General features: G+C 67.7%; 7 protein-coding genes and 1 tRNA gene. All 8 read left to right on the forward strand.

Features of this window, described 5'->3' with window-relative positions; genetic code table 11:
- Nucleotides 1-497 precede the first annotated feature (497 nt).
- Nucleotides 498-569 (forward strand) — tRNA-Gln (locus AC1DNG_RS08755).
- A 43-nt stretch (nucleotides 570-612) separates the two neighbouring features.
- Nucleotides 613-2,139, forward strand: coding sequence for a bifunctional UDP-N-acetylglucosamine diphosphorylase/glucosamine-1-phosphate N-acetyltransferase GlmU (gene glmU / locus AC1DNG_RS08760; protein ID WP_476887160.1), 1,527 nt, complete (start codon nucleotides 613-615; stop codon nucleotides 2,137-2,139).
- 5 nt (nucleotides 2,140-2,144) lie between these two features.
- Entirely contained in the window at nucleotides 2,145-3,125 is a 981-nt protein-coding gene (locus tag AC1DNG_RS08765; RefSeq protein ID WP_018774662.1) for a ribose-phosphate diphosphokinase, read from the forward strand.
- 277 nt (nucleotides 3,126-3,402) lie between these two features.
- A complete protein-coding gene (locus AC1DNG_RS08770; protein ID WP_028276489.1) occupies nucleotides 3,403-4,002 on the forward strand; it encodes a 50S ribosomal protein L25/general stress protein Ctc in 600 nt (199 codons plus the stop codon).
- A gap of 179 nt (nucleotides 4,003-4,181) precedes the next feature.
- Nucleotides 4,182-4,769, forward strand: coding sequence for an aminoacyl-tRNA hydrolase (gene pth / locus AC1DNG_RS08775; RefSeq protein WP_223914139.1), 588 nt, complete (start codon nucleotides 4,182-4,184; stop codon nucleotides 4,767-4,769).
- A gap of 238 nt (nucleotides 4,770-5,007) precedes the next feature.
- Nucleotides 5,008-7,752: a helix-turn-helix transcriptional regulator gene (locus tag AC1DNG_RS08780; RefSeq protein WP_476856549.1), complete on the forward strand. Its 2,745-nt coding sequence runs from the start codon at nucleotides 5,008-5,010 to the stop codon at nucleotides 7,750-7,752.
- Nucleotides 7,730-10,468: a LuxR C-terminal-related transcriptional regulator gene (locus AC1DNG_RS08785; protein ID WP_476887161.1), complete on the forward strand. Its 2,739-nt coding sequence runs from the start codon at nucleotides 7,730-7,732 to the stop codon at nucleotides 10,466-10,468. The genes AC1DNG_RS08780 and AC1DNG_RS08785 overlap by 23 nt, the downstream gene beginning before the upstream one ends.
- Before the next feature lie 284 nt (nucleotides 10,469-10,752).
- Entirely contained in the window at nucleotides 10,753-13,494 is a 2,742-nt protein-coding gene (locus AC1DNG_RS08790; RefSeq protein ID WP_476859125.1) for a LuxR C-terminal-related transcriptional regulator, read from the forward strand.
- Nucleotides 13,495-13,527: the final 33 nt, after the last annotated feature.

Raw genomic sequence — 13,527 nt, forward strand, 5'->3', positions numbered from 1 at the left:
GCCGCGGGCCAGGGATGGGCATATTGGCGTTATGCCCATTGTCCGGGACCAACACTGGGCATATCCCGCATAGGGACCGAGGTCTCTGCGCACGCCCGGGAAGGCACGTCCCGCGGAGTGCGTGAATCCTGCGGCACATGTCACTTGGCCCGGGCCAGCATTGGACATGTCCCTTGGAGGGCTCAAATCCCGCAGGGCATGTCCCACGGCGCGGGCCAGGGATGGGCATATTGGCGTTATGTCCATTGCTCGGCTCCAACACTGGGCTCATCCCGCGTAGGGGCCGAGGTCTCTGCGCGCCCAAAAAGGCACGTTCCGCGGAGTGCGTGAATCCCGCGGCACATGTCCCGCCGCGCGGACCAGGAATGGGCATGTCCCGTGGCGCCGGCCGCACCGCCCACCCGCGCCTGCCCGCTCCTTCCGCGGCGCTGAGTCGCACGAGCATCAACCTTCGTGGCAGAATTGATTCTCGTGCCACAGGTCAAGCCTGGGCACGGTCCGCTCTGGTGTAATGGCAGCACCCCGGCCTTTGGAGCCGTGGAGTATAGGTTCGAGTCCTATGGGCGGAACTTGGCGAGACACACCGCGCAACCAAGCAAGGAGAGCCAATACGTGAGCCCCGAGAATACTGGCCCGGCCGCCGTGATCGTCCTAGCTGCAGGGGCCGGTACCCGGATGAAATCCCGTACCCCCAAAATTCTCCATGAGATCGGCGGCCGCTCGCTGGTCGGCCACGCGCTCCAGGCGGCCCGCAGTATCAGCCCCCGCGAGCTGGCCCTGGTGGTCCGGCATGAACGCGACCTTGTGGCCGCCCACGTCTCCGGCCTCGATCCGAAAGCCCTGATTGTGGACCAGGACGATGTGCCCGGCACCGGCCGCGCGGTCGAGGCGGCACTGGAAGCGCTCGACACCCTCGACCCCCAAGGCCCGCTGGGCGGAACGGTCGTGGTCACGTACGGCGACGTCCCGCTGCTCACCGGTGGCCTGCTCGGCGAGCTCGTCGCCGCCCACGAGGCCGAGGGCAACGCCGTCACCGTCCTCACCGCCGTGCTCGAGGACGCCACCGGCTACGGTCGCATCCTCCGCGCAGAAGACGGAACCGTCACGGGAATCCGCGAACACAAGGACGCCACCAGCGCCGAACGCGAAATCCGTGAGGTTAACTCCGGCATCTACGCCTTCGACGCCGCAGTCCTGCGCGACGCGCTGGTCCACGTCACCACGGACAACGCCCAGGGCGAAAAGTACCTCACCGATGTCCTGGCCCTGGCCCGCGCCGCGGGCGGCCGCGTCGCCGCCGTCGTCACCGACGACCGCTGGCAGGTGGAGGGCGCCAACGACCGCGTCCAGCTCTCGGCGCTCGGCGCTGAACTCAACCGCCGCACCCTCGAAGCCTGGATGCGCGCCGGCGTGACCGTCGTGGATCCCGCCACGACGTGGATCGACGCCACGGTGACGCTCGACGAGGACGTCCGGCTCCTGCCCAACACCCAGCTGCACGGCAGCACCACGGTGGCGCGCGACGCCGTGGTCGGCCCGGACACCACGTTGACCGACGTCACGGTGGGGGAGGGCGCCACGGTGATCCGCACCCATGGCTCCGGCTCCAGGATCGGGGCGCGCGCCAGCGTCGGCCCCTTCACCTACCTGCGCCCGGGCACTGTCCTGGGCGAGACCGGCAAGATCGGCGCGTTCTACGAAACCAAGAACGTCACGATCGGCCGCGGCTCGAAGCTGTCCCACCTCGGCTACGCCGGGGACGCGGAGATCGGCGAGGACACCAACATCGGCTGCGGCAACATCACGGCCAACTACGACGGCGAGAAGAAGCACCGTACGGTGATCGGCTCGGGTGTGCGCACCGGTTCGAACACCGTGTTCGTGGCCCCCGTGCGCGTGGGCGACGGCGCCTACAGCGGCGCCGGGGCGATCATCCGCAAAGACGTCCCGGCCGGCGCCCTCGCCGTCACCCTGGCCAAGCAGCGGAACTCGGACGGCTGGGTTGCGGCCAACCGCCCCGGTTCCGTTTCCGCCGGCCTGGCCGAGTCCGCCCTGGCCGAATCCGCTGCCACGGTGGATTCCGCCGCGGGCGCCGCCCCAACATCCTCCACTACTCCGGCACCGACAGAAGAGGGCTAGCAATCATGAGCGAAATTACGGCACACGGCGAGAAGAAGCTGGTGCTGGCCGCGGGGCGCGCGCACCCTGAGCTGGCGAAGGAGATCGCGAAGGAGCTCGGCACCGAGCTGCTGCCCCTGGACGCCTACGACTTCGCCAACGGCGAGATCTACGTGCGGGCCGGCGAGAGCGTCCGAGGCACCGACGCCTTCGTAATCCAGGCCCACCCGGCCCCTTTGAACAACTGGCTCATGGAACAGCTGATCATGATCGATTCGCTCAAGCGGGCCTCCGCCAAGCGCATCACTGTGGTGTCCCCGTTCTACCCCTACGCCCGGCAGGACAAGAAGGGCCGTGGCCGCGAGCCGATCTCGGCACGCCTCGTCGCCGATCTGTACAAGACCGCCGGCGCCGACCGCATTATGAGCGTGGACCTGCACACTTCCCAGATCCAGGGCTTCTTCGACGGCCCCGTGGACCACCTGATGGCCATTCCGCTCCTGGCCGACTACATCCGCACCCGGGTCGGCTCGGACAAGGTCACGGTCGTCTCGCCGGACACCGGCCGCGTCCGCGTGGCCGAGCAGTGGGCCGAGCGCCTCGGCGGCGCGCCGCTGGCGTTCGTGCACAAGAGCCGGGACCTCACCGTGCCCAACCAGGCCGTCTCCAAGACGGTCGTGGGCCAGATTGAAGGCCGCACCTGCGTCCTGATCGACGACATGATCGATACCGGCGGAACCATCTCCGGCGCCGTCCAGGTGCTCAAGAACGCCGGCGCCAAGGATGTCATCATCGCCGCGACCCACGCCGTGTTCTCCGATCCGGCGGCCCGCCGGCTGTCCGAGTCCGGCGCCCGCGAAGTGGTGGTCACCAACACGCTGCCGATCACCGCGGACAAGCGGTTCCCGCAGCTGACCGTGCTCTCCATCGCGCCGCTGATCGCCCGCGCCATCCGTGAAGTGTTCGACGACGGCTCCGTCACCAGCCTGTTCGACGGCCAGGCCTAAGCCGGCCGGCGGAGGGCCCGGTTTCAGAAACCGGTCCCTCCGCTGGTAGCCTTGTACCGAAACCTTGGCGAGGGAGAGCGCCGGCCTTCCGTATTGAATTCCTTATTGACGGGAAATTAATCGGAACCCGGACTGCTGGTCTCCGTAATCGACTGGGTCTGAATCTCCTTCTGAAGGGCAGCCGCACGGCAGCCCGGCGTCGAAGGTCGTAAACAGACCTCCGCCCTTGCTGAACACCGTTTAGTCCCACAGCTTGAAATCCCACGAGGAGATATCCATGTCTGAGCAGAAGCTCGCAGCAGAAGTCCGCACCGAATTCGGCAAGGGCTTCGCCCGCCGCGCCCGCATGGCCAACCTGATCCCGGCCGTCATCTACGGCCACGGTGCCGAGCCGATCCACATCACCCTGCCGGCGAAGGCCACCACCCTGGCCGTCCGCACCGCCAACGCCCTGCTGACCCTGGACATCGACGGCGAGCAGCACCTGGCCCTCGTCAAGGACATCCAGCGCAACCCGATCAAGCAGATCATCGAGCACCTCGACCTGCTGACCGTCCGCACCGGCGAGAAGGTCACCGTTGACGTGCCCGTTCACCTCAGCGGAGAGCTGGCCCCGGGCAACGTCCACAACCTGGAAATGACGGTCGTTTCCGTCGAGGCCGAGGCAACCCACCTGCCGACCGCCATCGAGGTCAGCATCGAAGGCCGTAGCGCCGGCGAGCACATCCACGCTTCCGACCTCGTCCTGCCGAAGGGTTCCACCCTGCTGGCCGACCCCGAAGCGCTCGTCGTCAACATCTCCGAGGCCACCGAAAACGTCGAAGAGGGCGAAGAGGGCGAAGCAGCCGCACCGTCGGCCGAAGCAGCAGCCGAGTAATTCCGTTGAATTTTACGGCGGCCGGGTCCCTCAGGGGCCCGGCCGCCGTCGTCTCTGATGCCGTATCCCGCGCCGTACGCGCCCCGTAGCCGGCTGCCTGCCCCGACCCACTTGACCCGTCCCACCTGACCCGCCCCACTGGCCGCGCCCCCGGCTGCGTCCCACCGAAGGACTGACCCATGACCGACACCTGGCTGATCGTAGGCCTTGGAAACCCCGGATCCGAGTACAGCCACAACCGGCACAACGTCGGCCAGATGGTCCTGGACGAACTCGCCTCGCGCGTCGGCGGTGGCTTCAAATCGCACAAATCGCGTGCCCAGGTCCTCGAAGGGCGCCTGGGCATCGGCGGACCCCGGATCGTGCTGGCCAAGCCGCTGTCATACATGAACGTCTCCGGCGGCCCAGTGTCTGCCCTGGCCCAGTTCTACGGCATCGATCCGGCCCACGTCATTGCCGTCCATGACGAGATCGACATCCCCTTCGACACCGTGCGGCTCAAGATCGGCGGCGGCGAAGGCGGCCACAACGGACTGCGCGACATCTCCAAGGCCCTGGCCACCAAGGACTACCTGCGCGTGCGGGTCGGCGTCGGGCGTCCGCCCGGACGGATGGAGACCGCGGACTTTGTCCTGCGTGACTTTTCCGCGCCGGAGAAAAAAGAACTGCCCTTCCTCATCGACTCAGCTGCCGACGCCGTCGAACTCCTGGTCCGGGACGGCCTCACCGCCGCCCAACAAAAGTTCCACCCCGCCAAGGCGACGTAGCCCTCCCGGACGTAAACGCAGGCAAAACAGCACGCAGCCGAAACGCCCCGACCGCGGGCCGGCCCGGGCCCGCGGCAGGCGGGCGAGGACTAAGTTGCATGCCGATTGCGTGTTTCCTTTCCAAGCTTTCCGCATTCCAGCTATGATCTGTCTACTCTCACGTCGGGGGATAGGGATACGCTACTTCTAAGTGGGCAGTCCGGGGTTGCTGTCTGCAAAGCGGTACGAAGGAAACTACATGTCGAGGGATTCGCTGGGCTGGGGGAATGTTTCCACTACATTGGCACCCGCCGAAGAAGAACATGCTGCCGGCCAGGTCGCGAGACACGGCTGGTCCGGTTTGGCGCGGAACGCTGATGCCGAGCGTGTCCGCCAGGAACTGCTTGCCCAGGACCGGATGGGCGTCGTCATCACCGGCGACCGCGGCGTGGGCAAAACGCTTGTCGGCCGGACCGCCCTCGCGGGCTTCGGCCCCGAGGTGTACACCATCCAGCTCCGCAGTTCAGGGCCGGGTTCGGCAACGCCGTACGGCTGCCTAGCCTTCACCCTTGCGCGGCTCCCGCAGAGTTCCCTGGGCTCGCCGACCGCCATCCTGCACGGCATTACCTCGCTGATCCGCGACGACGCCGCCGGGCGCCAGTGCGTGATCCTGCTCGACAACGCCGGTGCCCTCGATGAACTCAGCACCGGGGTCCTGCTCAACCTGCTCCAGACCCGGACCGCCCGGTTGATCGCAACGGCCCAGCGCACCACTGACCTTCCGCCCGATTTCTACTGGCTCATCACTTCCGGCCAGCTCGCCGAGGTCCGGCTCGCCAACCTGACCGAACTCGAGACGCTGGAGGTCCTGCAGTCAGCTTTGGGCCATCGGGTCTCGACCGCCCTGGCAAGCCAGCTGCACCAGCTGGTCGGCGGCAGCCCCACGCTCCTGCAGGCCGTCGTCTCCGAACAAATCGAACGCGGAAACCTTGTCCTGTCCGGATCCGTGTGGACACTGCTCGATGAGGTTGTGCTGGATGGCCGCACGGCGCTGGAAGATATTGTCCGGGCCAGGTATGCCAGGGAAACACCCGAGGCCCGGGAGGTCATCGACGTCCTCTCCTGCGCCCGGACCCTGCCCCTGTCCCGGCTCGCCAGGATGTACAGCCCCGGTGTCATCGCCGACATGGAAGAGGCCGGCCAGATCGTGGTCGACCGCGCGGACCGGCACCTCGTCACGCTGGGCGACCGCTACCTCGGCGACATTGTCCGCAACTGGCTCAGCGTGGAGCGCCGGCTGGAGCTCCGGGACAAGGTCCCCGGACACCAGGAACATGAACTGGACGAACTGACAGTCGAAGACCTGCTGGCCTACGCGGCGTGGACCCACGACTGCCACGCCCAGCTGGCCCCCGCCCACGCCGTCGCGGCTGCCAGTGCCGCCGTCAAGCTCTTCGACCCGAAATTTGCCCTCAAATGCGCCGGCAGCCTCTCTCCCTCGGACCCTGAATGGGCCGAAGGGCAGCTCCAGAAATCGGCTGCCTACCTCCAGCTCGGCCTGCCGCTGCAGGCCATGTCCGCGCTGGACGACGTCTCCGAACGGCAGGTCAACGGCCTTGCGGCCGAGAACTTCGCCGAATTCATCGCGGCGAAGGCTGACTGCATGGCGTGGCTGGACGACCGCTCCGGCCAGGTCCCCGAACTGCTCGGGCAGGCCAGGGTACGGCTCCAGGACCTGAGCCTGGACGAGCCGTCCCCCGCCCCTGCGGCGCTTGCCCGGGCGGGGCTCTGCCTGGATCTGTGCGAGTTCAACTATTTCTCTTTCATCGGGGATTTCCAGCCCATGATGCAGCGGCTTACCACCGCGGCCACCACGGACGTGCCCGGCGCCGATCCCGTGCACCGGCTCAGGTCGGCCATCATCCTGATGGAGGCCTGGTCCATGACCGGCCACGAACTCGACGCCCGCAAACTCATGCGGGAAATCGGCGGACAGCTGGGCGAGTGGTCCAACGTGCCGCGCATCCGGGAAAACTTCGCCTGGCGCTCTTTCAACGTGCTGCTCCTCTCGGGCCTTTGGCGCCAAGCCATCGACATGCTCAAGGACGCGAGCGGCCGGGCCGGGCACGGGCTGCATTCCGGCAGCGCCGCAACGGACCTCGCCGTCGGACTCGCCTATGTCTATGCCGGCCGCGGGTACATGGCTCTGGATCCGTTGCTGGCCGCGATCGCCCAGCTGGAGGTGCGGGCGAGCCTGCAGTCCCTGCGCCAGGCCTACGCCGCCACTGCTTTTGCCTACGCCCAGACCGGCAACTCGGTCCAGGCCACGATCTACCTGGACCGGGCCCGCTCGGCTGACGGCCCGGCCCGCTTCACGGTCGGCAGTTCCACCGAGTTCTGCATGGATATGGCGTCGCGGTGGCTCGGTGACCCCGAAGCCAAGGACCGGCTGATACGGACCGCGGAGGAGCATTTCCGGAAGGGCCGCTACACCCTGGCCGGCATCTGCATGCTCGGGGCCACCGTCAACGGCACCGTCAAGGATTTTCTTTTCATGGAGGAAATCGCCGGGCTGCGGCAGGGGCCGCTGGCCGAGCTGTCCCGGACGGTCGCCGTCGGCAGCCGGAAGAAGGACGCCGCGATCATGCTCGAAGCCGCCGGGCAGGCCGCGGGCCTCGAACTGGACGCCGTCCAGGCCCGGTGCGCCGCGCTCGCATTCGACTTCGCGAAGGGCGCCGGACTGACCGCCAGCGCCAACGCCGCCTACAGCATGCTGGAGAGCCTCTCGGAGTCCGTACCGGCGCTGCCCGTCATGCCGCGCAACAAGGGCCCGCTGCTGACAGACCGGGAGCGGCAAATCGCCACCCTGGCCGGGAACGGGGTCTCCAACAAGGACATCGCCCTGGAAGTGGGCATTTCCGTCAGGACCGTGGAGGGCCACTTGTACCAGGTGTTCACGAAGCTCGGCGTTTCTTCGCGAAGTGATCTGCTTGGACTCATCTAGGGGGCCGGCGGGAAACCCCGGCACGGCGCCGGCCCGCGCCTTGACCGGGAGGTCGGAAGATTTGATGTCGGCAGTGGAAGCCCTCCAGGGCGGCAGCCATGTGGCCGTGTTCGTCCTCGGCGACAGCGGGATGGGCAAATCAAGGCTCATCGATGCCGTCGTCGGGGAACTGGGCCCCGAGGTGACGCCGGTGCCGATCCACGGCAGCGCGTCGCTGACCAAGGTGCCCTACGGTGTCCTGGGTCCCTTCATCGTCGGACTACCGGTCCAGGAAGCAACATCGCAGCTGGCCGTGCTGAGGACGCTGTGGGCGCATCTGGAAGAGCAGAAGCGGGCCACCCAGAAGCCCCTCCTGCTGGTCGTTGACGACGCACACGATCTCGACGAGGCGACGGCCGGAATCCTCGCGGAGCTGGCGGCGGCCGGCTGGGCGAAACTGCTTGTGGGCGCGGCGGCCCGGCCCGGACTGCCGGAACCGCTCCTGCAGCTCTGGTTTGAAGGCATCGCCGAGCGGCACGACCTGCGCCCGCTCACCCTCGCGCAGACCACAGAGATGCTGGAGGGCGAGCTCGGCTCGCAAGTGCTGCCAAACGTCGCCGAGATCCTCTGGGAGGCCTCCGGCGGCAACCCGATGCTCCTCAACGGGCTCCTGGACGACGCCAGGAACGACGGGACGCTGCTGCGGCGCAACGGTGTCTGGTTGTTCACCCGGCACCTGAACAGCCACGGTGACCGGCTGACCGACGTCGTGCGCCGCCAGTTGCTGCTGCGCTCGCCGGAAGAACGGCAGGCCCTGAACCTCGTGGCGCTGGCCGAACCCGTGTCCCGGGAACTGATCGAGTCGGTGGCCGGCGAAGAGGCCGTGGGATCACTGATCGACAGCGAACTGATCCGGGTCACGGACACCGGGACGGGTGAGCTGCGGCTGTGGCATACCGTGTACGGCGACACCTTGCGGAACCTGATTTCACCGGCCAGGAGCCTGCAACTTCGGCAAAGCCTGCTGCGCAAGATGGACAGCGAGCCGACGTCTGCCGAGGGACTGCTGCGGCAAGTGAGCTGGTCGATCGAATGCGGCGCGGAGGTCGAGGACCGGCAGCTCCTGAGGGCGGCCGTGCTGGCGAGCCGGCTTTACGAGGACGAGCTCGCCCGCAAGGCTGCCGTCCTCGTCAAGGATCCGGAACTGCAGATGGCGGCCCGCGCCGTGATAGCACGGACCCGCTACAACGCCTCCGACTACATGGCGGCCCGGGACATCCTCGACGCCGATTTCGGGCAGGGAAACAGCATCCCCGGGCTCCTGGCCGGATCCCTCCTGTGGGCCGCAACGATGTCAGCGCTGGGCCACACACCGGCAGAGATCATCAAGCGGGCACAGGTGCTCCGACGCGCCGCCGAACGCCTCGCCGCGGCCCGGCCCGACGACGCCGAAGCCATTCACCGTGCCACGGAAGAGCGGCTGGAGATTCTGGAAGCCATGGTCCTGGCGCTGGCGGGCGAGTACGCGGCAGCCCCGGCCGCGGCGGCGTCCGGCGAGGACGCGGCTGCCGGCACCCCACCGTCGAACACCCCGCCGTCGAACAGCCTCGTACAGGCGTTTCGGCTCTGCCTCGACGCGGAGCGGCTCCTTGCCGGCGGCAAGGGACTGAGCGCCCTCGCCGCGATGACCCGGGCCATCGAGGCCGCCGGGGCCGATCAGGATGAGCTCTACTTCCTCACCGACTTCCTCGTCGTCCGATCGGCGGCCGCCGCAATCCACTCCGGCGACTGGCAGGGGGCGGAAAGCCTCCTGACCGGCTTCGTCGCCGGATCCGGGCCCAACCTGATTTCCTTCGGCGGGGGAGTGCACGCGGCGCACGGCATCATTCTGCTCTACCAGGGCAAGGCCGCCCAGGCCCTGAACACGCTAAGTGCCGCGCTCGAAGCGCTGCGGTTGACCGACCCCCAGCAGCTGTTCGCGCTCACGGCGGCCATGGCCTTCGCGGCAGCCGCCGAAGTCGGTGCCCAGACGAAGGCGGAGCTACTCCTCGCCGACTTCGAGGCAGCACCCGCGGCCCTGCCGCGGTACATGCGCTCGCTGGCCGCGATGGCCGTGGTCTATGGAAAGGCCCGGCTCGGGAACTACCCGGGTGCCATCGCGGAACTGAAGCGGCTCGGCCGACCTTACCCGGAAGTGGACACCGCCGGGCTCGAACTCGACGCGCTGGCCTTCTGCCTGGCCCTGGGGGACACGGACTCGGCGCCGAGGCTGCTCGAACTCCGGGCCGGGCTCGAGGGGCCAAGGCCCGCCGCGATCTGCGCCTACGCCGCAGCCATCAGCGCGGACAACGCCGCAGACCTCCTTGAGGCCGCGAAAGCCTGTGAAGCGGCGGAATTGTGGGCCTTTGCCGCCCTCGCCTACGACGCCGCGGCGCACGCCTACCGGGCCGCGGGCGACACCCTCAGGGAGCGCATGGCCAATTCCCAGCGGAAGCGGTGCCTGGACCGAGCCGATGACCTTCCCGGCGACGAAGCGGCCAAGAACGATGACTCGCTCGGCATACTGACCCGCCGCGAGCGCGACATTGTGGCGCTGGCGGTACGCGGCCTCACTGACCGGCAGATTGCCGCAGAGCTCCAGGTGTCCGTGCGCACGGTTGAAGGCCATCTCTACCGCAGCTACGCGAAGCTCAACGTCAAGGGCCGTGAGCAGCTTCCCGGTATCGGCGGGCACTAGCGGCAAGCAAGGGAGAGGCCGCGTGGGCCCGTGTCCGCCGGCCGGCCCGCCGTGGCGGGGCCGCTTCCCCGGTGTCCGGGCCGCTACCGGCGCCGGACACGTGCGGCGGGATGGCGACTACTTGGTTTGGGCCTTGCGGCAGCGCCGGTCCAACTGAGTACAGCTACGTAGAGCGGGCGGAATACTCGCTAGGTAATCGAGTACTACTTACGCATACCGAAAATACGCCTAGTCCCTACCGTTGAGGTATCACCGCTCACACTTTGATTGCGAAGGTCTCTCATATGTTCCAGCAAGACGCCGGCTTGCCAACGGGCAGCGGCCAGACAGAAATAGTGTTTCCGGCGCAAAGAAACGGTCATGGCCGCAGTAAGGACAGACCCTTCACCCGCCAGGAGGTCGTTGCCGACATCGTTGAGACCCTGACGTCGGGTTCCGGCTGCGGCATCGTGCTCGTGGGCGACCACGGGGCCGGCAAGTCCTTTATCGCCCAGCGCGCCCTGGAGCAGCTCGGCGACGAGTACCTGGTAGTCCAGGTCAGGGGCAGCTCCATATCCTCCAAGCTTCCCTACGGGGCCTTGAGCGTCCTGCTCAACGACCTCGACGCCTCCCACCTCGAGCACCCGCTGATGGTGTTGCGCGGACTGACCCAGCTGCTCCACAACAAATCCGAAGGCCGGCGAATCGTCCTCTTCGTGGACAACGCCCATGACCTCGACGAGCTCTCCAGCATGATGGTGGCCCAGTTGAGCGCCGGGTCCCATGTCACGTTGCTGGCGGCGTGCGTTGACATGCCGCACATTGGCGGGGACATCATGGGCCTGTGGAAGGATGACCTGCTCCGACGGGTGGACCTCGGACCGTTCGACTTCGCAGAGACGGCAACAACGTTGCACCACGAATACGGCGGCCGGTTCTCCCTGACCGCTGCCCGGGCGCTTTGGAGTGCGAGCGGGGGCAATGCCTTGTTCCTCCATTCCCTGGCCCGGGAGCAGATCAAGCTGGGCACAGTGATCCGCCAGGACGGTGTATGGTTCCTGGGCAACGGCCCCATCGCCTTGACCGGAGAGATCCGGGACGTCGTGAAGGCACGCCTCAACCGGCTCGGCAACGGCCAGCGCGACGTCTTTGAACTGCTGGCACTCGCCGGGGCAGTCCCGCTGCAGACCCTCATGCTCATCGCCAACCCGCAGGATATGGACGCGCTCCAGGAGCGGGCCCTGATCCGGGTCACCCATGACCATCCGCCGATGGTCAGCATCGCCAATCCGGTGACCGCCGGAATTGTCGCCAACGTGGTCCCGCCCGGGCGCAGCGCCGAACTCCGCCGCCGGCTCACGGCCGTTCTCCAGGAATCGGACGCGCTGGACACCGGCGGCTCGGCCGGCGTCGCCTGGGCGCTGGATTGCGGGGAAGAGGTGAGCTCCCAGGTCGCCCTGGCCGCCGCACGCGCCGCGAACGGTGCATCCGACCACGCGGCCGCCTTGCGATTTGTCCAGGAGGTCGAAGGAAGCGAACCCGCTGCCCTGATGGCCATCGAAACAGTCAATGCCCACATCTCGGTGAACAACGAGGACTCCGCACGCCGGGTTCTGGAGGCACTGGATGACGGCGCGTGCGCCAAGCTTCCCCTGACCGAGTGGACCGCTTTGCAGCTGCTGCGCGTGGAACTGGACAAACGCAGCACCGCCCCGGGCGCCGACCCCGAAGCCCGGATACAGGAGTTCGCCGAGCGGCTGGCTGCCGAGCCCGCCGCACAGAGTTCAGTTGCCGTTGCAGCCCGGGAGCGGCTGCGCCTGGCGGAGGCTGGGCTCGCCGCTTTCCGTGGACGCTACGACGAAGTCCTGGCCATAACCGACGGCGTGGACGCGGGGGACCTGGGCAGCGAACCAAGGATCCTGACCGCCAGCGTGCGCAGCGAGGCCCTGGCCGTCACCGGCAACGTGGTGCGGGCGCTCGCCCTCGGAAAGCAGATCCTGGCGGCCACAGCCGGCGTGCAGCTCCCGGACCATGCGGTTCGTGAGATCAGGGGCAGGTTCCTCCTCCTCCTTTTGCTCTCCGGCAAGTTCAGGGAAACGTCCGTCTATCTTGAGGAGACGTACAGCGGCGCAGAGCCCCAGACCAGGCTGGGCGGGATGTTTGAGATCGGGCACGGCGTCATGGACCTGCATGCCGGACACCTCGACGACGCCTTGTCCCGGCTCCAGGCGGGCCGGTGGCAGCTCCGGGCGCAGGACCCCGACGCTTTGGGCGGCCTGGCCGCGGCCGTGTGTGCCTATGCCGCCGCGCTCCAGGGCGAAGAGGAAATGGCTGGCCTGCTACTGGACGATCTTGCCCAGGCCCGGCCGCCCGCGGCCTGGCTGGTGGAACGGCTCACACGCTATTTCGAACTGTCGGCCCAGGCCGAGCTCGGCCAGAGGGCAATGTCCATCCGTGCGCTCTCGGCCGAAGCGGGCAACGACGCCGAAACGTCAGCACTGGCCCCCGCGCTCCTGTTCCAGTCCGCCGCGGCCCGGCTGGGAGACCGCCAGACGGGCCAGAAGCTCGGCAGCCTGAGCGGGAGGGTGACCGGACAATTCGCGGCCCTGTGCTCGCGGCTGGCCGAAGGCATGCGCGAGGCTGACAGCGAGCAGTTACTGGCAGCATCCAAGGAAGCTGAGGCATGCGGCAACACCGTGTTCGCCCGGGACGCGGTGCGGAAAGCCGTCGGCTGCGCGAACGACGCCGGCAACCGCATCGCGCTGCGGATCGCCCAGCGGGCGCAGCAGTCTCTCGATGACAAGTTCGGCAGTCCGAAGAACGGGCTGCGGTCGCTTACAACCTCAACCCTGACGGCGAGGGAATGTGAAGTGGCGGTCCGGGCCGCTGCCGGTACGTCCAACCGCAAGATCGCGGAACAGATGCACGTATCCGTCCGCACTGTGGAGGGACACCTCTATCAGGTGTATTCGAAGCTGCACGTCGCCAGCCGATCGGAACTCAAAGATGTCATCTCGACTCCGGCAGACAGCGCCAGGCTCGGCTGAGCCCGGCGGACTGCAGGCGGCAACCCGGACGGC

It is taken from the genome of Arthrobacter sp. 01T425 (assembly GCF_056398725.1).